This window comes from Jatrophihabitans sp. (genome assembly GCF_036000465.1).
Lineage (GTDB): Bacteria > Actinomycetota > Actinomycetes > Mycobacteriales > Jatrophihabitantaceae > Jatrophihabitans.
Map to the genome: position 1 here is coordinate 11,869 of NZ_DASYFV010000004.1, position 23,172 is coordinate 35,040.

22 protein-coding genes are annotated in these 23,172 nt (G+C 72.0%); 7 read left to right on the forward strand and 15 right to left on the reverse strand.

Annotation, left to right across the window (positions count from 1 at the left end; all coding sequences use genetic code 11):
- Positions 1–11 precede the first annotated feature (11 nt).
- Positions 12–1,382, forward strand: a complete 1,371-nt coding sequence (locus tag VGN18_RS00320) for a wax ester/triacylglycerol synthase family O-acyltransferase (RefSeq protein ID WP_327537617.1) — start codon at positions 12–14, stop codon at positions 1,380–1,382.
- 3 nt (positions 1,383–1,385) lie between these two features.
- Here VGN18_RS00320 and VGN18_RS00325 read toward each other — a convergent pair whose 3' ends face one another.
- From VGN18_RS00325 to VGN18_RS00350, 6 genes are all read right to left on the reverse strand, one after another.
- Positions 1,386–1,799: a VOC family protein gene (locus VGN18_RS00325; RefSeq protein WP_327537618.1), complete on the reverse strand. Its 414-nt coding sequence runs from the start codon at positions 1,797–1,799 to the stop codon at positions 1,386–1,388.
- A 38-nt stretch (positions 1,800–1,837) separates the two neighbouring features.
- A complete protein-coding gene (locus tag VGN18_RS00330; RefSeq protein ID WP_327537619.1) occupies positions 1,838–2,263 on the reverse strand; it encodes an AraC family transcriptional regulator in 426 nt (141 codons plus the stop codon).
- A gap of 57 nt (positions 2,264–2,320) precedes the next feature.
- On the reverse strand, positions 2,321–3,361 hold the full coding sequence (locus tag VGN18_RS00335; RefSeq protein WP_327537620.1) for a PDR/VanB family oxidoreductase: 1,041 nt from the start codon (positions 3,359–3,361) through the stop codon (positions 2,321–2,323).
- Positions 3,358–4,254: a metal-dependent hydrolase gene (locus VGN18_RS00340; protein WP_327537621.1), complete on the reverse strand. Its 897-nt coding sequence runs from the start codon at positions 4,252–4,254 to the stop codon at positions 3,358–3,360. The genes VGN18_RS00335 and VGN18_RS00340 overlap by 4 nt, the downstream gene beginning before the upstream one ends.
- Before the next feature lie 11 nt (positions 4,255–4,265).
- A complete protein-coding gene (locus tag VGN18_RS00345; RefSeq protein WP_327537622.1) occupies positions 4,266–5,966 on the reverse strand; it encodes an SDR family oxidoreductase in 1,701 nt (566 codons plus the stop codon).
- 169 nt (positions 5,967–6,135) lie between these two features.
- Positions 6,136–6,537, reverse strand: coding sequence for an STAS domain-containing protein (locus VGN18_RS00350; protein ID WP_327537623.1), 402 nt, complete (start codon positions 6,535–6,537; stop codon positions 6,136–6,138).
- Positions 6,538–6,735: 198 nt separating this feature from the next.
- Here VGN18_RS00350 and VGN18_RS00355 point away from each other — a divergent pair, with 198 nt between their 5' ends.
- From VGN18_RS00355 to VGN18_RS00370, 4 genes are read left to right on the forward strand one after another with little or no spacing between them, the layout of a single operon-like run.
- A complete protein-coding gene (locus VGN18_RS00355; protein ID WP_327537624.1) occupies positions 6,736–7,476 on the forward strand; it encodes a GAF and ANTAR domain-containing protein in 741 nt (246 codons plus the stop codon).
- A 52-nt stretch (positions 7,477–7,528) separates the two neighbouring features.
- The gene (locus tag VGN18_RS00360) at positions 7,529–8,410 is read left to right on the forward strand and encodes a short-chain dehydrogenase/reductase (protein WP_327537625.1); all 882 of its coding nucleotides are present in this window, start codon (positions 7,529–7,531) and stop codon (positions 8,408–8,410) included.
- Positions 8,411–8,414: 4 nt separating this feature from the next.
- Positions 8,415–10,910: a hypothetical protein gene (locus VGN18_RS00365; RefSeq protein ID WP_327537626.1), complete on the forward strand. Its 2,496-nt coding sequence runs from the start codon at positions 8,415–8,417 to the stop codon at positions 10,908–10,910.
- Positions 10,911–10,936: 26 nt separating this feature from the next.
- Positions 10,937–11,479 carry an SRPBCC family protein gene (locus VGN18_RS00370; protein ID WP_327537627.1) on the forward strand — a complete coding sequence of 181 codons (543 nt, stop codon included), beginning with the start codon at positions 10,937–10,939 and terminating at the stop codon, positions 11,477–11,479.
- A 3-nt stretch (positions 11,480–11,482) separates the two neighbouring features.
- Here the strand turns inward: VGN18_RS00370 and VGN18_RS00375 are convergent, their stop codons facing one another.
- The 5 genes from VGN18_RS00375 to VGN18_RS00395 form a co-directional block, all read right to left on the reverse strand.
- Positions 11,483–11,923 carry a hypothetical protein gene (locus VGN18_RS00375; RefSeq protein WP_327537628.1) on the reverse strand — a complete coding sequence of 147 codons (441 nt, stop codon included), beginning with the start codon at positions 11,921–11,923 and terminating at the stop codon, positions 11,483–11,485.
- Positions 11,924–12,062: 139 nt separating this feature from the next.
- On the reverse strand, positions 12,063–13,724 hold the full coding sequence (locus VGN18_RS00380) for a peptide-N4-asparagine amidase (protein WP_327537629.1): 1,662 nt from the start codon (positions 13,722–13,724) through the stop codon (positions 12,063–12,065).
- Between the two features lie 29 nt (positions 13,725–13,753).
- Entirely contained in the window at positions 13,754–15,922 is a 2,169-nt protein-coding gene (gene helR / locus VGN18_RS00385) for an RNA polymerase recycling motor ATPase HelR (protein ID WP_327537630.1), read from the reverse strand.
- A gap of 153 nt (positions 15,923–16,075) precedes the next feature.
- The gene (locus VGN18_RS00390) at positions 16,076–16,696 is read right to left on the reverse strand and encodes a hypothetical protein (protein WP_327537631.1); all 621 of its coding nucleotides are present in this window, start codon (positions 16,694–16,696) and stop codon (positions 16,076–16,078) included.
- An 83-nt stretch (positions 16,697–16,779) separates the two neighbouring features.
- Entirely contained in the window at positions 16,780–17,043 is a 264-nt protein-coding gene (locus VGN18_RS00395; protein ID WP_327537632.1) for a helix-turn-helix domain-containing protein, read from the reverse strand.
- A gap of 51 nt (positions 17,044–17,094) precedes the next feature.
- Here VGN18_RS00395 and map point away from each other — a divergent pair, with 51 nt between their 5' ends.
- Complete coding sequence (map, locus tag VGN18_RS00400) at positions 17,095–17,910, forward strand: type I methionyl aminopeptidase (protein ID WP_327537633.1); 816 nt, start codon at positions 17,095–17,097, stop codon at positions 17,908–17,910.
- Positions 17,911–18,374: 464 nt separating this feature from the next.
- On the opposite strand, the gene VGN18_RS00405 is transcribed toward map, so the two are convergent.
- Genes VGN18_RS00405 through VGN18_RS00415 form a run of 3 tightly spaced genes read right to left on the reverse strand, consistent with a single transcriptional unit; the run spans position 18,375 to position 21,649 of the window.
- Entirely contained in the window at positions 18,375–20,750 is a 2,376-nt protein-coding gene (locus VGN18_RS00405) for an excinuclease ABC subunit UvrA (RefSeq protein ID WP_327537634.1), read from the reverse strand.
- A 21-nt stretch (positions 20,751–20,771) separates the two neighbouring features.
- The gene (locus VGN18_RS00410; protein ID WP_327537635.1) at positions 20,772–21,194 is read right to left on the reverse strand and encodes a VOC family protein; all 423 of its coding nucleotides are present in this window, start codon (positions 21,192–21,194) and stop codon (positions 20,772–20,774) included.
- A complete protein-coding gene (locus VGN18_RS00415; RefSeq protein ID WP_327537636.1) occupies positions 21,191–21,649 on the reverse strand; it encodes a helix-turn-helix transcriptional regulator in 459 nt (152 codons plus the stop codon). The genes VGN18_RS00410 and VGN18_RS00415 overlap by 4 nt, the downstream gene beginning before the upstream one ends.
- 56 nt (positions 21,650–21,705) lie before the next feature.
- On the opposite strand from VGN18_RS00415, the gene VGN18_RS00420 reads away from it, so the two are divergent.
- A complete protein-coding gene (locus VGN18_RS00420) occupies positions 21,706–22,365 on the forward strand; it encodes a Pr6Pr family membrane protein (protein WP_327537637.1) in 660 nt (219 codons plus the stop codon).
- Here VGN18_RS00420 and VGN18_RS00425 read toward each other — a convergent pair.
- Positions 22,336–23,133 carry an alpha/beta hydrolase gene (locus VGN18_RS00425; protein ID WP_327537638.1) on the reverse strand — a complete coding sequence of 266 codons (798 nt, stop codon included), beginning with the start codon at positions 23,131–23,133 and terminating at the stop codon, positions 22,336–22,338. The genes VGN18_RS00420 and VGN18_RS00425 overlap by 30 nt on opposite strands.
- Between the last annotated feature and the right edge of the window lie 39 nt (positions 23,134–23,172).

A 23,172-nucleotide genomic window follows, 5' to 3' on the forward strand; every position in this document is an offset into this window, starting at 1 on the left:
AGAATCGGTGCATGCTGCTGCCGATGCCTCCGACGAGTTCGCTGTTCCTGATGGCGGAATCCCGCGAACACCCTATGCACGTCGGCAGCCTGCAGCTGTTCCAGCCGCCCGAGGGGGCCACCGCCCTCGACGTCCGCCGCATGTTCGACGACGCGATCGGCGTCGACGAGGTCGCGCCGCTGTTCCAGAAGCGTCCGCGCCGCTCGATCTCGACGCTCGGGCAGTGGGCCTGGGAGACCGACCGGGCCTTCGACCTCGAGCACCATGTTCGGCGCAACGCCCTGCCCGCGCCGGGGCGCATCCTCGAACTGCTCGCGCTCTGCTCGCGGCTGCACTCGACGCTGCTCGACCGGCACCGCCCGCTGTGGGAGATGCACCTGATCGAAGGGCTCGAGGACGGCCGCTACGCCGCCTACTTCAAGGTGCACCACTCGCTGGTCGACGGCGTGTCCGCACTGCGCATGCTCTCGCGCCAGCTCTCCACCGACGCCGACGAGCGCAACATGCCCGCGCCCTGGGCGCCACGCGAGCGGGCACCGCGCGAGCCGCGGCCGCGACCCAACCGGGCCAGCACCGCGGCGTCCACGATCAGTGACGCCCTCGGCCTCGGCCCGGCGCTGCTGCGCACGGTGACCCGTGCGATCAACGACCAGAGCGGGTCGATGTCGCTGGCCGCCCCGAAGTCGATGCTCAACGTCGACATCACCGGCGCTCGCCGCTTCGCCGCACAGTCCTGGCCGATCGAACGCATCCGGGGCGTCGGCAAGGCGGCCGACGCCACCGTCAACGACGTCGTGCTCGCCATGTGCTCCGGCGCGCTGCGGCAGTACATGCAGAGCCTGGACGCGCTGCCCGAGTCATCGCTGATCGCGATGGTCCCGGTGTCGCTGCACGGCGACGGCCCCGGCTCGGGCGACGGCGGGGGCAACGCGGTCGGCGCCGTGATGTGCCGCCTCGGCACCGACCTCGACGACGCGGGCGAGCGGCTCGCCACCGTGCATCAGTCGATGGCCGAGGGCAAGGAGGCGCTCTCGACGATGAGCCCGTCGCAGATCCTGGCCATGAGCGCGCTCGGCATCAGCCCGCTGGCGCTGTGGCCGGCGCTGCGGCTGACCGAGACCATGCGGCCGCCGTTCAACCTGATCATCTCGAACGTGCCCGGCCCGCGGGAGCCGATGTACTGGAACGGCGCCCGGCTCGACGGCCTGTACCCGCTGTCGATCCCGCTCGACGGCCAGGCCCTCAACATCACCTGCACGAGCTACTCGAGCGAGATCGCGTTCGGGCTCACCGGGTGCCGGCGGACCGTGCCGCACCTGCAGCGGCTGCTCGGCTACCTCGACGACGAGCTCGCCGCGCTGGAGCGCGCCGTCGGCCTCTGACCCTCAGGCCCCGTGCGGCTGCACGAAGCGGAGTTTGTTGCCGAACGGGTCGCGGATGCCGCAGTCGATGCCGTAGGGCTGCTCGTTCGGCCCGTCGGTGAACTCGACGCCCCTCGCACTGAGCTCCTCGTAGGTCTTGCGGCAGTCGTCGGTGACGAGACCGAACCAGCCGCCCATCGCCCCCTTGGCCACGAGTTCGCGCACCTGCTCGGCGGTCGCCGCGTCCATCGCCGGAGGGCCGGGCCGCTCGAGCAGGATCTCGCGCTCGGGGTGACCCGGGACGCAGACGGTGAGCCAGCGCATGAAGCCGAGGTCCTGATCGGTCTTGACCTCCAACCCGAGCTTGCCGACGTAGAAGTCGAGTGCCTCGTCCTGGTCGAAGACGAAGATCTGCGAGACGTTGATCCCGGTGAACATGTCGTGCCCCTCTCGGTGGTTCGCTGGTCAGGACGACGCTAGTGATCGCGTTCGGTGCGGGCTTCTCCGAAACTGCTCGGTCGCGTCCACGCCATGCCGAAATGGGTCGGCACGTGCGCGATGGGCGTGTTGCCGGCGCGGTACGCACTCGGGGATTCGCCGACGATCTCCCGGAAGGTGCGGCTGAACGTGCCCAGGCTCGTGAATCCGACGGCCATGCAGATGTCGGTGATGCTCGTGTCGCTCTGGCGCAGCAGCGCCATCGCCCGCTCGACGCGGCGACGTTGCAGGTAACGATGCGGGGTCTCGCCGAACGTGGCGCGAAAGGTGCGGATGAAGTGGGCCTCGGACACGTGGGCCACGGCGGCGAGCGCCGGGATGTCGAGCGGCTCGGCGAAGTTGCGGTCCATCGCATCACGGGCGCGCAGCAGGCGCCGGTTCGACTGCTCGACCTCGCGGCTCACGACGTCCAGCCTGCCGCACGTTGCGCGTCCGGCCCCGACCGGTCAGGACGCGCGCGCTCAGAGGTCGAGCGTGATGCGGCCGGTCGCCCGCGAGACGCAGACGGCCACGCGCGACTCGCGCTCGAGGGTGGTCAGGCACCGGTCGCGGTGCTCGACGTCGCCGCCGAGCAGTCGCACCGGGCAGGTTCCGCAGAAGCCCTGCTGGCACGAGTAGGCGACGTCGGGCAGCACCCGCCGGATCGCGATCAGCGCCGTCTCGCTCGCGCCGACCGGGACGACGTGGCCGCTGCGGGCCAGCACGACCTCGAACGGCTTGCCGCCGACGACGGGCGCGGGGGAGAAGCGCTCGAAGTGCAGGGACGCGATCGGGGCGGCCGGAAGCTCGGCCCGGATCGCGTCGATCATCGGCGGCGGGCCGCAGGTGTAGAGCGCGGCGCCGTCGGGAGCCAGGGCGAGCACCTTGGCGGCGTCGGGCGGCCCGTACTCGTCGTCGGGCCGCACGTGCACGCGGTGCGGGTCGAGGGCGGACAGCTCGTCGAGGAACGGCATCGACGCGCGGCTGCGCCCGGTGTAGACGAACTGCCACTCGGCGCCGCGCCGGATCGCGTCGTGCAGCATCGGCCGGATCGGGGTGATGCCGATGCCGCCGGCCACGAACAGGTAGCGGTCGGCCGTGATGAACGGGAAGGCGTTGCGCGGGCCGCGCAGCGTGAGCCGGTCGCCGACGCCGAGCGCGTGGATCGCCCGCGAGCCGCCTCCACCGTCGGCGATGCGACGCACGGCGATGCGGTAGTGGTCGCGCTCGTCCGGGTCGCCGCACAGCGAGTACTGGCGCAGCGCGCCCGACGGCAGCTCGACGTCGACGTGCGCGCCGGGGTGCCAGCGGGGCAGCCGGCCGCCGTCGAGAAGTTCCAGGCGCAGCGAGACGACGTCGTCGGTGAGCCGGTCGAGCGCCGTCACCCGGGTGCGCAGCGACCGGTCGATCGGCGTCGGCTCGGGGCGCAGCAGCCCCGAGACGCCCGACACCTTCTCGTAGGCGGTGACGACGAGCGCCAGGGCGCGCATCGTCGTCGCGCGCGGCCGGTAGCCGGTGCTCACCTGTGCGCGTCGGCGGCCAGGGCCACGGGCGACTGCGCCAGGTAGGCCACCGCCTGGCTGGTCGAGCCCTCCTGGGTCGGGTGGTAGCCCGGCTGCAGGTAGCGCCACGCACAGCCGACGACGTTGAGGTAGCTCGGGGTGAGCCCCTTCCCGGCCGACAGCACGAGGTCGCGCCACCGCGGCTTCTGCGGCGGATCGAGGGTCGGGTCGGCCGCCATCAGGTACCGCACGCCGCGGATCCAGAGGTAGACGAGAGCGGTCGCACCCACCACGTACGTGCGCGCCCGTCGCACGTAGCGCCCGTCGACGTGCATGTAGACGTCGTAGGCGACCGAGCGGTGCTCGACCTCCTCGGCCCCGTGCCAGCGCAGCAGGTCGAGCATCCGCTCGTCGGCCCCGGCGACGTCCAGCCCGGGGGAGTTGAGGATCCAATTGCCGAGGAACGCGGTCACGTGCTCGATCGCGGCGATGAGCGCGATGCGCTCGATCAGCCACTCCTCGCGCTTCGCCCCGGTGAGCCGGCGGGTGCCGAGGAGGCGGCGGAACAGGTGCTCGAGGTCGGCGACATACTCCGAGGTATCGAGGCCCTGTGACTCGAAGTAGTCCTGCACGCCCAGGTGCGCGGCGGCGTGCATGCCCTCCTGGCCGATGAAGCCGAGGACGTCCTCGCGCAGCCGGTCGTCCTTGATGAGCGGCAGGGCCTCGCTGAACACCTTCACGAACCAGCGCTCGCCCTCGGGCAGCAGGACGTGCAGCACGTTGAGCAGGTGCGAGGAGAAGGCCTCGTTCGGGATCCAGCGCAGCGGCAGGCCGGCCCAGTCGAAGGCGACCTCGCGGGCGTGCAGGGCCACCCGCTCGGGCTCGGTGCGCAGCCGGTCGTAGATCGCGGTCATCGCGGGTCCTCTCAGATCTTGTTGAGGTCAAGCTTGGCGACGCGTCGCCCGAGGGCCGGAGCAAACCGGCTGATCGCCCGCAGGAGCTTGGCCTCGGGGGTGATGACGGCGACGGCCTTGCCGGCCGCGACCGCGCGCACGATCTGCCGGGCCACCTTCTCCGGCGTGTAGCCGCGCCGCTGGTAGGAGGCCACCTGGTGCGCGCTGCGTTCGGCCGCCGTCTCGTCGTCGACGCCGACGTGGATGGTCGTCCGCGCGATGTCGGTGTTGATGAAACCGGGGCACACGGCGGTGACCCCGATGCCCTCGCGCTCGAGCTCGGCCCGCAGGCACTCGGTGAGCATCAGCACGGCCGACTTCGACGTCGCGTACGCCGGGTAGACGACGGACGGCGAGTACGCGGCCGCCGAGGCGACGTTGACGATGTGCCCGCCCTGGCCCCGCTCGATCATCTGCGCCGCGAACAGCCGGCAACCGTGGATGACGCTCCAGAGGTTGACGTCGAGGATCTTCTGCCAGTCGGCGACCGAGGTGCCGAGGAACGGGCCGCCCAGGCCGATGCCGGCGTTGTTGACGACGATGTCGGGAGTCCCGTGCTCGTCGCGCACGGTCGTGGCGAAGTACTCCCAGGCGCCGGCGTCGCTGACGTCGAGGTGGGCCGACCACGCGCCGACCCCGAGTTCGCGCAGCTCGCCGACCGTCTCCTTCGCGGCGACGTCGTCGATGTCGGCCACCACGACGTCGGCGCCGGCCCGGGCGAACTGCAGCGCGGTCGCCCGGCCGATCCCCCGCGCGCCGCCGGTCACCACCGCGAGCTGGCCGGCGAAGCGGCCGTGCCGTGCGGGCTCGGCCGCGCGCGCGGGGCCGCGGCCGTCGATGAAGGCCGCGGCGAGCCGCGCGATCACGTCGGGCCGCTCGCTGACCACCCAGTGCCCGCCGGACACCCGCTCCACGCGCAGGTTCTCGGCCCAGGGCTGCGCGGCCTCGACCGCCAGATCGGCGGTCACGAACGCGTCGCGATCGGGCACCACGACCTGGACCGGCGTCGAGGTCGGGCGCGGGTTCGGACGCCCCAGGCGACCCAGCATGTTGGCCCGGTACAGGGACAGCCCGTTGACCTTGTCGGCCTCGCTGCGGGTCGGCTCACCGGCCGCGGCGGCCGAGCTCTTCCCGCGGGAGGCGAGGCGGACGCCGCGGTCCAGCACACCCGAACGGGCCGCGAGCTCGGGCAACCCCGGCAGCTGGAACAGCATGATGTAGTACGAGTGCGCGAGCTGCCCGAGCGAGGCGCGCGGGTGCTTGTGCACGGCGCGCAGCCACGCGGCGGCGTAGTCGAGCGACGGCCCCGACACCGAGGTGAACGAGGCGATCCGGGCCCCGACCGTCGCGTCGGTGACCGCGGGCCAGCTCTGGATCGACCCCCAGTCGTGGGCAAGCAGGTGGACGGGGGAGTCCGGGCTCACCGCGTCCGCGACGGCCGCGAGGTCGGCGACGAGCTGCTCCATGCGGTAGGCGCTGCGGGCGCCGGGCTTGTCCGACTCACCGCAGCCCCGCACGTCGTAGGTGACGACGTGGAACCGCTCGGCCAGCAGTTCGACGACGCCGTCCCAGACGGTGTGGTTGTCGGGGTAGCCGTGCACGGCGAGCACGGTCGACCGCTCGGGGTCACCCGACTCGTAGACCGCCAGCGAGACGCCGTCGCTGCTCGTCACGCGCCGGGGGATGCTGGTGATCCGGGCCGTCGACCGATCTCGCTCCACGCTGTGCCGCTCCGTCCGGTGTCGCTGCCCGGCGAGCACGGTACGTGCTACGCGTCGTCGCAAGTAACGCTCCGACTATGGGGGAGCACCCGAGGGCTGTCAACCGGAACGCGCGGGCGCGTCAGGACGGGCGGGTGGCGTCGTCGATCGTCGCGTGCAGGGGCAGGTGGGCATCGACCCCGGTGAGCTGCAACGGGCGCAGGACGGCCCGGTTGGCGGCGACGAGACGCACCTCGACGCCGTGCTCGGGCGCCATCTCGTGGAGGGTGAGCAGCACCTGGATCGCGGCGGCGCTGAGCAGGGTGACCAGGCTCAGATCGACCACCAGCACGGGGACGGATGCCCCGAGGCGCTCGAGCAGGCGCCGGCGCAGGGTCGGCGCGACGAGGTAGTCGAGGTCGCCCTGGACCCGCGCGACCAGCACGCCCGGGGCGTGGGGCTGCACGTCGACCGCGAACGGCGCGACACCGGGGACCACCGGCGGGGCGGCGCACGAACCTGGATTCTGAGGGTGCGGGAGCATGGATCCTCGGCGTCAGGAGACGGCTCCGCCCGGCAGGACGGAACCGCGGCTGACTGCGTAACCGCCTGCGGAATGTTACGCGATCGAAGCCCTCGGTGGCGGTCGACCCAACCGGGGTTAAATCCCCGTACGCTCTGCGATGCCGGTAGGGGAGTTCGACAGTGCTCGACAGCGCTGGAAGACGGGGGGTCTTTCACCATGGACACGCAGGAGCTCTTGTCGGTCTCGGAGGAGCTGGCCGAGGTCACCCGGCTGCTCGCCGACGACGACGTCACGACGAGCCTCAGCCGCTACGTCTCGCGACTCGTGCACAGCGTGCCCGGCTGCGATGCGGCGTTCATCTCCGCCGCCGCGACGAACACCATCGAGACCGTCGCCGGCACCTGGCAGCCGAAGGGGAGCGCACCGATCGAGCTCGGCCCGATCGGCGACGCCTTCACCTACCGCGAGCCGCGCCGGCTGACCGACACCCGCTCCGACACCCGCTGGCCGGCGTTCAGCGCCGAACTGCGCAACGACGGCTTCCACTCCGCCCTGGTGCTGCCGCTGGCCGGCACCGCCGAGCCGAACGCCACGCTGACCCTGCTGTCGACCACGCCGAGCGAGTTCGGCGAGGCGTCCTTCGACCTCGTCCAGCTCTTCGCCGCCTACGCCGGCGCGGTGCTCGACAACGCGACGCTCTACTCCGACTGTCGCAGCCTGGTCGACAACCTGCGCTCGTCCCTGCGCACCCGGTCGACGATCGGTCAGGCCCAGGGACTGCTCATGGTCCAGCGCGACCTCGACGCCAGCGGCGCGTTCGACCTGCTGCGCCAGGCCTCGCAGCACCACAACGTCAAGCTCCGTGACCTCGCGGCCGATCTGGTGGCAGCGCACGAGGACGGCTCGTTCGACGATCTCGCCGGTCGCTTCGGCCTGCTCGGACCCGGAGCGGCCTGACCCGCCCGGCTCGTACCTGTCGCGCCGCCTCCGGCAGGTGTAGGAAAGGCCGATGACGCGACGCGACTGGCAACTCAGCGGCAAGGTCGTCCTGATCACCGGTGGCGCGCGCGGCATCGGCGCGAACGTCGCCGCCGAGCTCGCCCGCCGGGGCGCGATCCCGGTGCTGGCCGACATCGACGAGACCGCCCTGAAGGCGACGGCGACGACGATCCCGTCGGCCTCCACCGTCGTTGTCGACGTCACCGACTTCGAGGCCTGCGCCGCCGCGGTCGCGACCGTGCTCGAACGGCACGGCCGGCTCGACATCGTGTGGGCGAACGCGGGCATCGGCGCCGGCGGCCCGGTCGAGCTGGTCGACCCCGACATCTGGGCCCGGGTCATCCAGGTGAACCTGCTCGGCGCGTACAACACCGTCCGGGCCGCGCTGGACGCCGTGCTGGCCGCGGAGGGCTACGTCGCGATCACCGCATCGCTCGCCAGCTTCGTCCACGGGCCGATGATGTCGGCGTACGGAGCGTCCAAGGCCGGGGTGGAGGCGTTCGCCAACTCGCTGCGCATCGAGGTCGAGCACCAAGGGGTCGACGTCGGCACCCTGCATCCGACCTGGATCGCCACGGACATGGTCAACGAGGCCGACGCCGAGTCACTCGCGTTCCAGCGACTGCGCCGGTCGCTGCGGCCGCCGTTCGCCAAGACCTATCCGGTCGATGCGATCGTCGGCCCGATCGCGGACGCGTTCGCCGAGCGGCGACACCGCATCTTCCTGCCGGGCTTCGTCCGGGTGGCGTTCACGCTGCGGGCGATGCTGAACGGCAAGGCGGCCACCCGCGACCAGCGCAGGGCCGCGCCGGAGATCCGTCGCCTCTTCGTCGAGCAGTCCGAGCAGGACGGGTCCCGGCTGACCTCGCTCGGTTCGCGCTGGCATCGCTGACGTCATGGGCGCGGGGGGCGAAGCGACGCCGGCCGGGGCGATCGAGTTGCGGGTGCACGGCGTGTCCGGCACCCCGCCGGAGGACCTGCTGGACCGGCCGCTCGTGCACCAGATCGGCGGCAACGCCATCGCCGGCTTCTACGTGCCGCGCCGGCCGGCCGAGCGACCGGACGCCGCGCCCGACGTGTGCGCCCCCACCCGACCGACGGCGGCGTCCCTGGTCGGGTACAGCTGGGGCGGCCTGACCTCGGGTTCGCCCGCCCGCGCCCTGTGGCTGGCGCTGCTGCCGTTCACGCTGCTCAACGTCGCGCCCCGCTCCCGGCCGCCGGGGGCGCCGGCCAAAGGCTTCTGCACCTGGCTGATCTGGTACCTGTGCCGCCTCATTTCGCTGACGCTCACCGTCCTGTTCGTCCTGGTCGGCGTGGGCGTGGGGGAGGACCTCATCGGCTGGCAGTGCGTCGGCGGCCGGTCGTGCACGAAGGCGGCGCCGGGCTGGATCTTCAACGGCCTCTCGGCCGCGCATCACCTCAAGCCCGAGACCATGCTGCTCATCGGCGCCGCGGTGCCGACCCTGTTGCTGACGCTGATCTGGTACACGTCCACCCGGACCGCGAACCGCTACGAGCGCACCATCGCCGACGTGGGGGGTGCCGTCACCGAGACCGATCTCAACGACGAGCCGGACGTCGACGACATCGAGGTGCCGCTCGAGTCGCAGCTGATGTGGCGCAATGCGAACCAGGTGCGGCGGCTGCGGGCGATCCACATGCAGAGCGGCTACGCCGTCGTGCTGCTGACCGTGATCGCGACAACCCGGTACGCGTGGGTCGCCGTCGTGCCGGCGGCGATCCTCACCTACGCCGTGATCGTGCTCGGCGTCAACAGCTACACCGGGCACCGGGCTTCGTCGCGCTGGCATCTCGCATCCCGGGCGATCTGGATCCTGCTGGCCGCCACCGGCATCGCCGAGATCCTCGGCCTGCTCGTCGCCGACACGTGGATCGACGGCCGCTTCCTCGGCGCGGGGGCGGAGCGCCTGCCCCTCGGCGGCCTGCCCTACTACGCGCCGACCATCCTGGCCACCTGTGCCGTCGCGCTCGGCCTGCTGCTCGGGCTCGGCGTCCCCGTCGGCCTGGCGGCGCGGGGGGCCACGCCGGCTCCGCCCCCGCCGCACCAGCCGCTCGCGCCGGGCCTGTTCGGCCTGGGCACGTGGGTGTTCGCCGCGCTGGGCGTCCTCCTGGCCGCGACGTTCGGCGCGGGCGCGTACATCTTCGCGGCGACCTGGCTGCACACCGGGTCGGTGAAGCCCGGCTTCGCCGACGTGTCGGCGACGCACCGGTACTTCGTGCTGCCGGCCGCGGTGGCGACGGCGAGCGTTGCCTACACGATCGCCGTGTTCTTCGTGCTCCTGCTCGTCCTCGTGTTGGCCGTCGTCGCCGGGTCGCGCTACGCCCGGCAGCCGGGGCACGCCGGCGCACTGTCGCTGGATTACGCCGTCCCGACCGGGCCGGATCCGCTCGGCGAGAACCGTCGCCGGGCCGTGTCGATCCGGCGAGACATGTTCCTGGGCTCGCTCGTCGACAAGGCCCCGCTGCTCATCGGCCCGCTCGTGCTGTTCGGACTCGCGATCGTGATCTTCTTCGGCGGCATCCTGCTGAGCACCGGGGGGCAGGCCCCGGTCGTCCTGTTCGGCCACGGCACGGGCTGGCGATCACCCGCCGGGCTCGGCGGGATCGGAGCATACCTTGCGGTATCCACGCTGCTCGGGATCGTGTCGTTGGGTGCCCTGGCGTTCCGCGTGCCGGCGACCCGTCGCAGCGTCGGCATCCTCTGGGACGTCGCCTCGTTCTGGCCGCGGGCCAGCCATCCCCTCGCGGCCCCCTGCTACGCCGAGCGCACCGTGCCCGACCTCGTCACCTTCCTCACCGACCAGCACCTCCGCTCGAAGGACGCGCCGATCGTGCTGTCCGCGCACAGTCAGGGCACCGTCATCAGCGCGGCCACGCTGCGCCAGCTGCGCACCTTCGACCAGCTCGCGGCGGCCGAGACGGGCGTGATCGACCATCTCGGCTTCCTGACCTTCGGCTGCGTGCTGCGCCGCCTGTACGGCCGGTACTTCCCGGTGTACTTCGGTCCGGCCGAGCTGGCCGAGGTGCAGGCGATCCTCACCGCGCCGTCGGGCGCCGGGCCCAGGTGGCGCAACCTCTGGCGCTACACCGACTACCTCGGCGGCCAGGTGACGGCCGGGCCCGGGCCGCAGCTGCCGACGACGTCGACGGCGCCCGTGCAACCCGACGACCTCATCGCCGCCCCGCCGGTGACGGGCCCGGCCGCCTGGGAGTGGCACAGCCCGGATCCGCCGCTGTTCGACCGGGCACCGGGCGACACGACGTACTCCTCCCCGGGCCGGCACTCGGATTTCTGGAAGGACCGCTCGGGCTACTTCCAGCTCGCCGTGGCCGACCTGGTCGAGCACGTCCGCACCGACACCGGGACGTAGCGGCCCCCGATCGGCACAATGGAGGCGTGCGCCGACCGTTCGCGAGCATTGCTGCCGGGCCGGACGAGGTCGCGGCCGGTGTCGCCGGCGACGACATCGTCGCCGCGGCCGACGTCGTGATGGACCGCGCGTTCGTCGTGGACGCCGAACCGGCGGACGTCTGGCCCTGGCTCGTGCAGCTCGGCAAGGGCCGCGCCGGGTGGTACCTGCCGCGCCGCGTCGAGCGGTTGCTCCCCCCCGGCAACCGGGCGGCGCGCCGGATCGAGCCACGGTGGCAGCAGCTACAGGTGGGTGACGTCGTCCCCGATTACGGCGGCGCCCACGCCACCTTCGAGTTGGCGGTCCTCGACCCGCCGACGACGCTCGTGTTCCGGTCGCAGCGGGGTCGCGTGCACCTCTCGTGGGCGATCACGCTGACCCCGTTGCCGACGGCGCGGACCCGGGTCCATCTGCGGCTGCGGCTCGGACCGGTGAAGCACGTCCGCCTGGCCGAGACCGCCGGTGGCTTGTTCGACGCGGCGACGATCGCCGGGATGGCGGCCGGGCTGCGGGAGCGGTTGCGCGCGTGACGATCAGACCGGCGTGCGGGCGAGTCGGTTCAGCTCGGCGAGGGCGATGAGCAGCAGCAGCCCCTCGACGACCAGCGACGCGACGGCCAGCGGCTCGCCCCAGTTGCCGATGTCGTCGGTGGCGTTCGGCAGGCCGATGGTCCGGGTGAGGACGAACGCCACGAGCGGCCCGGCGGCGCAGCCGAGAGCGAGCAGCCACGTGCCGCGCGCGGGATGGGCGAGGACCCCGACAGCGCCGAGCAGGGCCAGGACCTCGACGATCACGTAACACACCTGGAGGTATGCCGGATCCTTGGCGAAGGCCAGGAAGCCCTGATCGGCGAAGTGGATGTAGGCAACTGCCACGAGCAGGGCGGCGGCGGCAAGGCGGACGCCCAGGTGGGTGTTCGCCCGTCGGGCCAGGGTCTGCGGCAGGGTCGGGGATTCGGTACGGACACCCGTCATGGGTCGATCTCCTTCATCAGCGCCCCGACGCGGTCGGATGACCTGGGGCCTCGGCGGTGTTCGTGTCTCGCCGATCAGCCTCGCCACGGCCGCCTCTGTTTTCACTATCAGGACCCCATGAATGCCCCCGCGGACGCGCTCACACTCCCGTGTCCGTGACGACCCGGCCGTGGTCGGTCGTGATCGCGCGGTGATACGGGCGCCCCAGGTCGTCGGTGCCGGCGTAGGCGGTTCGCGAGTGGCCGTCGGACCCGCTGGTCACGCCGGCCGAGCGGGCCAGGATGCCGTACGAGTCGACGTCCCAGCTCCAGCCCCGGATCGCGCGGGCGGCACCGTCGTGCACCACGCTCGCGACGTCCTGCCCCATGTCGACCGTGCCCTCGAGCGAGAAGTTCTGGTCGTCGACGTACTGCGCGGCCGAGAAGTCGACCGAGATCGGGTAGGACTCGGCGAGGGACGAGCTGCGCACGACCTGCGCTCCGCGCGTCGACACCGAGGACTGCACAACGCGGTCGGTCTGGTCGATCGACTGCACCAGCCCGTTGTCGGTCACCCGGCCGCTCTGGGTGTAGGTCCGCCGGTAGGTGTCGCGGGTGTCGATGCGTCCGGCCGAGGTGTCGACGTAGCCGGCCACGGTGTCGGCGCGGTTGCCGGTGACGTCGTACTTCTGACCATCGGTGATCGGGGACGAACTGGTGTGCGTGACCGCCGCCGGAGCCACCGTGTCCCGCGTGAGCGCGCCGGACGTCCGGGCGCGGTGGTGGTCGGTGTAGAGGAACAGCGTCGCCGTCACGTTCCAGGTGTCGCCGATCGGCGAGATGGTCGTCGTCAGTTGGTGATCCCGGCCGTCGACGAGCCTCCCGGCGAAGGGAGACAGGTCCAGGTTCTCCGGCCGCAGGTCCAACGTGTCGATGGCGAGGACGGGGCGCCACAGGGTGGGCACGATGCCGCCGCTGTAGATGTGCGGGTAGGTGTTGACGGCGCCGGCCGGGGTGCCGTCGACGGCGAAGGACGCCTCGCGGAACGGCCCGGCGGCGCAGAGCCCGGCACCGGGGAACCTTGCCGCGACCTCGTCGGGCACGGCGGTGAACCACTGCTCGTCGCACCCGTTGCCCTTGAGCGTCACCTCGAGATCGGCCCGGGTGATGTTGCGGGGGAGGCCCGACAGCGTGACCGTGCGGCCGGGGGTGCCCGGGTTGAGGTCGGCGATCGACACACCGCGCACGACGTCGGGAACCACGGGCGCCGGGTGCGTGGCATCGGCGCGGTAGTAGGTGAGCGTGACGGTCTGCGAGTAGACACCGGTGTAGACCGAGCTCGTGTAATTGCCGTAGCCACCGCTGTACGCCTGCGGTGCGCGGAACAGCGCCGAGTAGCGGGTGACGTCTTTGCTGAACGAGAAGGTCGTCGGCGTCGCGCCCGCCGGCTCCTGCGTCGTGCCGAACCAGATGGTGTCGCCGCCGACCTGCAGGCTGCCCGAGCGGTCGTACTGGCGACCGCTCACCGTGGTGGTCGAGTCGAGCACGACCTTGGCCCACGGGCCCGGGCAGGCGGCCGGGGGAGTGAGTCGGCCGGTGTAGGACTGCGGCGCACCGCTCGCGTCGTTGGACGGGAAGTCCTTCGCCAGGGTGACGGTGCAGTGCGCGGTGTCGGGACGGGTGACCGCGGGAGCGGCGCTGACCGGGTCGTCGCTGCCGTGCTCGATGTAGCCCGAGGTGGCGGCCGAGGCCGGCGTAGCGAGGGCGAGGGCAGTCAGCAGGGTCGCGAGCGCGGCGAGCGGGGTGGCCAGGCGTGCGGGCATCCGGGGTTCCGTCCTGGAGGTGAAATGAGTCAGTTGTCCGGATCGTACTGCGGCCGGGCGGTCCTGACGATCACCAGTTGGCGGGTCGCGCGGGTCATCGCGACGTAGCGGTCGACCGCCCCCTCGATGCCGTCGCCGAACGCCGCCGGGTCGACGAGCACGACCAGGTCGAACTCGAGCCCCTTGGCCAGTTCGGGCGTCAACGACCGGACTCGCTCGGTCGGCGGGAACGCGGGATCGCCTATGACACAGGCGATCCCGTCGTCGTTGGCCGCGAGCCAGGTGGCGACGACCGACGCGAGCTCCGACGCTTCGGCGTACCTGACCGGGATGCCGCTCCAGCGGACCGAGGTCGGCACGTTCGCGTCGGGCAGCACGGCCCGGATCACCGGCTCGGCCTCGGCCATGACCTCCTCGGGCGTCCGGTAGTTGATCGTCAGCGAGGCCTGGGTGACCTGGTCGAGCCCGATCCGGCCGAGACGTTGCGACCAGGTCTCGGCGAAGCCGTGCCGGGCCTGGGCGCGATCCCCGACGACAGTCAGGCTGCGGGACGGGCAGCGGAGCAGGATCATCTGCCACTCGGCGTCGGTGAGCTCCTGGGCCTCGTCGACGAGCACGTGCGCGAACGGGCCGGCGAGGCGGTCGATCGCCGCGCCGGGGAGGACGCTCTCGTCCTCGAGCGCCTGGCGGATGCCGTGCTGGCGCAGCTGGGCCATCATGCCGTCCTCGTCGGGTACCTGGAGCAGGTCGTCGATGACCCGGGCCATGCGGGCGCGCTCGGCGCCGAGCTCGGCCGCGCGCCGTCGCCGGCGCTGCTCGGCTCGCGGGTCGCCCAGCCGGGCGCGGGCGGCGTCGAGGAACGGCAGGTCGGACACGGTCCAGGGCCGCCCGGGCTCGCGCTGCAGCGCCCGGATCTCCTCCGGCGCGAGCCAGGGGGCGCACGCGCGCAGGTAGGCCGGCACCGACCACAGATCGGCCACGACATCGGTCGGCTCCAGCAGCGGCCAGGCATCGGTCAGCATCGCGCGGAGCTCGCGATTGCGCTCGAGCGAGGCCCGCAGCTGCTCGGCCGGCACCCCCTCGTCGTGCCGGTCGGCGACGAGGTCGAGCAGTTCGGCCCAGATCGACTCGCGGGCCTCGTTGTGCGGCGTCCCGGGCTCGGCCGCCGCGAACGCCTCGGCCCAGTCGGCGGCACCGAGGCGGACGTCGGCCCACTCGGTCGCCACGGTCCGGGCGCGGGTGGGCGCTTCCTCGTAGATCGCGACCGCCTTCTCGATCGCCCCGACGAGCCGGGCCGACGACTTCAACCGGGCGACCTCCGGATCGGCCTCGATCACCGCCGCCGCGCCCTCGGGAACGAGGTCGCGCACCGTGCAGGTCTGCACGCCCTCCTCGCCGAGGCCGGGCAGCACGTCGGCGACGTAGTCGAGGTAGGGCTGGTGCGGCCCGACGAACAGCACGCCGCCGCGATGGTGGCCGAGCAGCGGGTCGGCGTAGAGCAGGTAGGCCGAGCGGTGCAGCGCGACCACGGTCTTGCCCGTTCCGGGGCCGCCGTCGACGACGAGCGTGCCCCGCGCGCCGGCCCGGATGATCGCGTCCTGGTCGGACTGGATCGTGGCCAGTACGTCTCGCATCCGGGACGACCTGGCCCCGGACAGGCTGGCGATGAAGGCTGACTGGTCGTCGAGTGCCGCGCGTCCGGCCAACCCGTCCGGATCGAACAGCTCGTCCCAGTAGTCGGTGATCCGACCGCCGGTCCACCGGTAGCGGCGCCGGCTCGTCAGGCCCATCGGATCGCCGTGCGTCGCGCCGAAGAACGGCTCGGCGGCGGGGGAGCGCCAGTCGCACAGCAGCCGTCGACCGTCGCGGTCGGTGAGTCCGAGGCGTCCGATGTAGATCGCCCCGGAGCCGTCGGCCGGGACGATATGGCCGAGGCAGAGGTCCAGCCCGAAGCGGCGCAGGGTGCGCAGGCGCGCGGTCAGGCGGTGCACCTCGAGGTCGCGGTCCATCGCCTCCTGCCCGGTGCCGCCGGGGGAGCGGCGCTCGGCGTCGAGACGTTCGGACAGTTCCCCGATCGACTGCGCGAGACTGTCGGCCAGGACGGCGAAATGGCGTTCGTCGGCGGCGATCAGCGTCGGGTCGGCCTTGGCGGCGAGGCGGGCGGGCAGGGCGAACGGGGTCGTGATCAGGGGGTTCATGTCAGCGGCTCCAGTCACGGGGTCGCCGCAACCGGTGCGCGCGGACGGACCCTCGGCGGGGGAGTCTGCGGCACGACCGGGGTCTTGCCGCAAGCCCCCCGACGCGCTATACGTTGGAAAGGGAAGGGGTTCGCCCCTCCCCGTCGCCGGTGGCTACCCCGCGGCCGGGGCCACGCTCTTGGTCATGACCGTGTGCTTCGCCCCCAGGCTCCGCACGAACGCGAAGCCGGCCTGCTCGAACAGGCTGCGGGTGCCGTTGTAGAGGAACGACGCCGAGGTCTTCTGGCCGCGGGTGTCCTGCGGGTAGCTCTCGACGACACCGCCCCCGGCCGCGGCGATGAGATCGAGCGCGCCGTCGAGCGCGATCGCCGAGGCACCCCGCCGGCGGTAGTCCTTGTCCATGAAGAAGCAGGTGATCCGGTAGTCGGGCCGCACGTCGGTCGTGGTCAGGTACTCCTTGCGGTACTTGATGCCGGGCAGCTCGTCGGGCGGCCCGTATTCGCACCAGCCCACGGCGGTCTCGCCGTCGAACACGAGGGCCGCGTGCGCCGTGCCGGCCTCGACGCGCTGCTTCTTGAAGTCACGGTGCGACTCATAGGTGTCACCCCGGACGAGCTGCCGCTCGCCGTTCGTCTCGCAGTGGAACCAGGTGCACCAGCAGCCGCCCCAGACACCGTTGTTGCGGTCGACCAGGGCCGCGAACGCCGGCCACGTGTCGGGCCCGAGGGCCCGGATCGTCAGTTCCGGCAGCGGGGTGAGGGGGGTGCGCGGCATCGCAGGCTCCGTCCGACTCGGGAACGATCACCGCGACTATAGGACGCATTGCGGACGTCCCGCGTCCGGGAATCCGGATCTCGTCAGGCCGTGGCGGCGTCGGCCTCGGCAGCGACCTCGGCGACGAGCGCGGCGAGATCGAGGCCGAGCGCGGCGCCGAGCGCGGCGACGGTGAAGAACGCCGGCGTGACGATGCGCCCGGTCTCGATCTTGCGCAGCGTCTCGACCGGGACCCCGGCCGCCGACGCGACCTCGACCATGCTGCGCTCGCCGCGGGCCTGGCGCAGTGCGGCGCCAAGGCGCCGGCCGCGCTCGCGTTCTGCGGGGGAGAGGATCGGGCGGACCATGACCGTGATACTAATGCCGGTATAACAATCACGGTCGAGGGGTACTGCACGATGGTCGCATTGAAGACGGCAGGGGAGATCGAGGCGATGGCCGCAGCCGGCGCCGTCGTCGCCCGCGCGCTCGCGGCGACGCGGGACGCCGCCCGGCCGGGGGTGCGGCTCACCGAGCTCGACGAGGTGGCGCACGCGGTGTTGCGCGAGGCGGGAGCGAGCTCGCCGTTCCTCGGTTACCAGCCGTCGTTCGCCCCGGCCCCGTACCCGGGGGTGGTGTGCCTGTCGGTCAACGACGCCGTGCTGCACGGCCCACCCAGCCACTACGCGCTGCGCGACGGCGACCTGCTCAGCGTCGACTGCGGCGCCACGCTCGACGGCTGGACGGGGGACGCGGCCATCTCCTTCTGTGTCGGACGCACGAGCGCCGGCGACGCGCACCTGCTCGAGCGCACCGAGGCCGCACTCGCCGCGGGCATCGCCGCGGCGCAGCCCGGCGCGCGCATCGGCGACATCTCGGCCGCGATCGGTCGGATCGCCCGCGCGGCGGGTCTCGGCCTGCACACCGATTTCGGCGGGCACGGGGTCGGCCGGACGATGCACGAGAGCCCGCACATCGCCAACGACGGCCGCCCGGGGCGCGGCCTGACGCTCCGGCCCGGGCTCACCGTCGCGATCGAACCGTGGTTCCTCGCCGGCGGTCAGGACGCCTACCTCGTAGACGACGACGGCTGGACGCTGCGCAGCGCCGACGGCTCCCGCGGCGCGCACTTCGAGCACACCATCGCCGTCACCGAGGACGGGCCGCGCATGCTGACCGGCCCGGTTGCACGGCCTCTCGCGCGAGAGGGCGGGCCGGGGCCGAGATTCTGCTGATTGACATAATGTGCATTATCGGCGCAATAACGAGATGCCCGAGCCAGGCCGCTGACGACCCCGCCCGTCATCGACCCTGAAGCAGCTGCGTTACGACACGCCCAAGCGCCTGCCGTTACTGGTTCAGCGTCGGCCCGAGATCCGCCGTCGATCTCGGGCCAACGATGTCTCGACCCGCCGGCTCGACCCTTGGGTGCAGCAGGTGACGCAGCGAGCCGCCGTCGGGCCCCTACCGGCAGGCCGGGCGATCTGCCCGATCACGTTATGTCAGGTATAGGGAGCGCACCGGCAGGCTGTTTCAGGGTGGACGTGACCTACTCGGTCCTGACTCGCCTGTTGGGTGAACACGAGACTGGACCCGGCCGACGCGGCCCGCCTCATCGCCGAACGCTTCGAGGCCCCGCTGCTGCTCCGGGCGTCCGACGCCGTGGGCGCCCGCGTGGAGGTCGTCGCCTAGCGCGGACTCACCCGCCGGCGACGTAGGCGGCGAGGTGTTCGCCGGTGAGCGTGGAGCGGCCGGCGACGAGGTCGGCCGGCGTGCCCTCGAACACGACCCGGCCGCCGTCGTGGCCGGCGCCCGGGCCGAGGTCGACGATCCAGTCGGCGTGCGCCATGACGGCCTGGTGGTGCTCGATGACGACGACGGAGCGGCCCGCGTCGACCAGACGGTCGAGCAGGCCGAGCAGTTGCTCGACGTCGGCGAGGTGCAGGCCGGTGGTCGGCTCGTCGAGGACGAAGACGTCGCCCTTCTCGCCGAGGTGCGTGGCCAGCTTGATGCGTTGGCGCTCACCGCCGGACAGCGTGGTGAGCGGTTGGCCGAGGCTGAGGTAGCCGAGCCCGACGTCGACGAGCCGGCCGAGGATCCGGTGCGCGGCCGGCAGGGCGGCTGGCCCGTCGGCGAAGAACTGCTCGGCCTCGGCGACCGGCAGCGCCAGCACCTCGCTGATGTCCTTCCCGCCGAAGGTGTAGGTGAGCACCTCGGCGTCGAACCGTCGGCCCTCGCAGACCTCGCAGGTCGTCGCGACGCCCGCCATCATCCCCAGATCGCTGAAGATGACCCCGGCGCCGTTGCAGTTCGGGCAGGCCCCCTCGGAGTTCGCGCTGAACAGCGCCGCCGTGACGCCGTTTTCCTTCGCGAACGCCTTGCGGATCGGCTCGAGCAGTCCGGTGTAGGTGGCCGGGTTGCTGCGCCGGGATCCGCGGATCGTGCCCTGGTCGATGGTCACGACGCCTTCGCGTCCGGCGACCGAACCCTGGATCAGCGAGCTCTTGCCCGAACCGGCGACGCCGGTGATCACGCACAGCACGCCGAGCGGCAGGTCGAGGTCGACGCTCTTGAGGTTGTTCGTCCGTGCGCCGCGCACCGCGAGCGCTCCGGTCGCCGCACGTACCGACGATTTGACCCGCGCTCGATCGTCAAGGTGCTTGCCGGTTGTGGTGCCACTCCCCCGCAGCCCGTCCACCGTGCCCTCGAACACGACCTCGCCGCCTTCGGTGCCCGCGCCCGGCCCGAGATCGACGACGTGGTCGGCGATGGCGATCGCCTCGGGCTTGTGCTCGACGACGAGCACGGTGTTGCCCTTGTCGCGCAGTTGCCGCAGCAACTCGTTCATGCGCTGGATGTCGTGCGGGTGGAGCCCGATCGTCGGCTCGTCGAAGACGTAGGTGACGTCGGTGAGCGACGAGCCGAGGTGCCGGATCATCTTGGTGCGCTGCGCCTCGCCGCCCGACAGCGTGCCGGCCGGACGGTCCAGGCTGAGGTAGCCCAGCCCGATCGTGACGAAGGAGTCGAGGGTCTCCCCCAGCGCCGCGAGCAGGGGAGCGACCGACGCCTCCTCCCGCTCGCGCACCCACGCCGCGAGATCGCTGATCTGCATCGCGCAGGCGTCGGCGATGGTGATGCCGGCGATCTTCGACGACCGCGCCTCCGGGCTCAGCCGGGTTCCGCCGCAGTCGGCGCAGGTGCTGAAGGTGACCGCCCGTTCGACGAACGCCCGGATGTGCGGCTGCAGCGCGTCGACGTCCTTCGCCAGGATCGATCGCCGGAGCTTGGGGATCAGCCCCTCGTAGGTGAGGTTGATCCCGTCGACCTTGATCTTCGTCGGCGCCTTGTACAGCAGGTCGTCCAGCTCGCGCCGGGTGAACCGCGCGATGGGCTTGTCCGGATCGAAGAACCCGCAGCCGCTGAAGATGCGGCCGTACCACCCCTCCATGCTGTAGCCCGGGATGGTCAGCGCGCCGTCGTTGAGCGACCTCGTGTCGTCATAGAGCGCGGTCAGGTCGATGTCGTTGACCGCGCCCCGGCCCTCGCAGCGCGAGCACATGCCGCCGAGGATGCTGAAGCTGCGCCGCTCCTTGGTCTTCCGGCCGCCCTTGTCGACGGTCACCGCGCCGGCACCGCTGATCGACGCGACGTTGAACGAGAATGCCTGGGGCGGACCGATGTGCGGCCGGCCCAGCCGGCTGAACAGGATGCGCAGCATCGCGTTCGCGTCGGTGGCGGTGCCGACGGTCGAGCGCGGGTCGGCCCCGAGCCGTTCCTGGCTGACGATGATCGCCGTCGTCAGCCCCTCGAGCACGTCGACGTCGGGCCGGGCGAGCGTCGGCATGAACCCCTGCACGAAGGCGCTGTAGGTCTCGTTGATCAGCCGCTGCGACTCGGCCGCGATCGTCCCGAACACCAGCGAGCTCTTGCCCGAGCCGGAGACGCCGGTGAAGACCGTGAGGCGTCGCTTCGGCAGCTCGATGCTGACGTCCTTGAGGTTGTTCACGCGCGCCCCGTGCACCCGGATCACGTCATGGCGGTCGGCCGGATCTCCCGTGGACGACGTGCGAATCATCGGCACTCCTGCTCGGACGGCTCAGGCCAGCTGGTTGATGCGGATCAGGTTGCCGGCGGGGTCGCGGACGGCGCAGTCGCGGATGCCGTAGGGCTGCACCGTCGGCTCCTGGACGATCTCGGCGCCGCCGGCCTCCAGCCGGGCGAAGGTGCCGTCGAGGTCGTGCGTGCCGAGGACCAGGATCGCGTAGGTGCCCTTCGCCATCATCTCGGTGACGGTCCGGCGCTCGTCGTCGGTGATGCCCGGGTCGACCGCCGGCGGGTGCAGCACGATCGACGTGCTCGGCTGGCCGGTCGGCCCGACCGTGAGCCAGCGCATCGTGCCCTGGCCGACGTCGAGACGGACCTCGAAGCCGAGCGTGTCGCGCCAGAACGCGAGTGACGCCTCCGGGTCGTCGTGCGGCAGGAAGCTGGAGTGGATGGTGATGTCGTCGCTGTTCGTCATGTCGATGAGGCTAGGTGCGCCTCGACGAGCGGCGCTTCTCGATTCCTGACCGGTCGGGTGACCTGCTTGACGACGCACGACGGCAACCCGGCCGACCCCAGCGCGGCCCGCGCCTTGTAGATGCTCGGCGACATGCCGACGAGCTCGCTGAAGCGGGTGCTGAACGTGCCCAGCGACGAGCAACCCACCGCGAAGCACACCTCGGTGACCGACAGATCGCCCCGGCGCAGCAGCGCCATCGCCCGCTCGATGCGCCGCGTCATCAGGTAGCCGTAGGGCGATTCGCCGTAGGCGAGTCTGAACTCGCGGCTCAGATGTCCGGCCGACATGTGGACGCCGCGGGCCAGGGCCTCGACGTCGAGGGGCTGCGCGTAGTCCCGATCGATGCGGTCGCGCACCCGGCGCAGCCGCGCGAGGTCCTGCAGGCGCTGCGCACCGGCGGCTCGGCTGGTCACCGCCCGATCGTCCCACAGGAAGGGGACGAGCTCCTGGTTTCCACTAGGGTGCCGCCATGGATCAGCGTTGGGCGCGTCCCTGGTTCGCCCTGACCGCAGCGTGTGTCGCCACCGGGATCATCACCCAACTGATCATCTCGGCGCGGTCGCCGGGGTTCTTCGGCGGCAGCCCGCTCAACCGCGCGCTGAACGTGTTCGCGTTCTTCACCATCCAGTCGAACCTGATCGTCGGCGGCACCTGCCTGCTGCTGGCCCTCGATCCCGGGCGCCGGTCGACCCTGTTCGCCACGCTGCGCCTGACCGGCCTGATCGCCATCACGGTCACCTTCGTCGTGTTCCACGTCGCGCTCAGCCGACTGCTCGACCTCGACACCTGGGGCCAGGTCGCGAACCAGTTGCAGCACACGGTCGTGCCGGTCCTGGCGGTGGTGGGCTGGCTGGTGTTCGGCCCGCGCGAGCGCACGTCCAAGCAGGTCGCCCGCTCGACGGTGATCTTCCCGCTGACCTACATGGTGTTCACCGCGATCCGCGGCCCGCTCGCGTCGGACTGGTATCCCTATCCGTTCGCGAACGTCCACGCCCTGGGCTACCCGCGCGTCGCCGTCAACGCGCTGTGGATCTCGCTGCTCTTCGTCGGGCTCGCCGCGGCCGCCACCGCGCTGGACGGCCGGCTCCCCCGCGTCCGGTCAGCCGAGGCAGTGCGCTCGTACGAGTGACGCGGTGGCCTCGGGCTGCTCCCACCAGAACAGGTGCCCGACCCCGTCGAAGGTGTGCAGCGTCGCCGTCGGCATGAGCTCGGCGATGCGCTCCCCGTTGGCGTGGTCGAGCATCTCGTCGGCCGTGCCGTGCAGGACGAGCGTCGGGACGGTCACGCCGGGCAGCCGGGCGCTCGTGTCGTGCCCGAACGCGGCCTTGGCCTGGCGCATGATCACCGGCACCGGCACGGTGACCGACAGCGTCGCCTCCCGGAACTGCTCGAAGTGGGCCTCCGACGCGGCGAACGCGCGCGACAGGTTGGCCGCGAAGGCGGTGCGCAGGGCGACGTCGACGTTGCCGAGACCGATCGCCTGGAGCATGCGCACCGGCCCGGGCGCGGCCAGCGTCGAGCCGGGACCGCCCGGGTAGGTGCAGCCGAGCACGAGCGAGCGCAGCCGGGGTGCGTGGTCGACGGCCAGGTGCTGGGCCACCATGCCGCCCATCGAGATGCCCATGACGTGCGCGGCGTCCCAGCCGAGCGCGTCGAGCAGCATCACCGCGTCCGCGGCGAGATCGGCGATGCCGAAGTCGGCGTCCCGGAGATCGGTGCTCGCCCCGACACCGCGGTGGTCGTAGGCGACGACGTCGAAATCGCGCTCGAGCTCCCGCAGGAACGGCTCGCCCCAGAGTCGGTGGTGCCCGGCCATGCCCTGGATCAGCAGCAACGGTTGGCCGCTCCCCCGACGCTCGTAGTGCAACGTGCGCGATCCGACGGCGACATGCGGCATGCGGTACCTCGGGGTCGGGCGAAGGCGGGCAGCGCGACG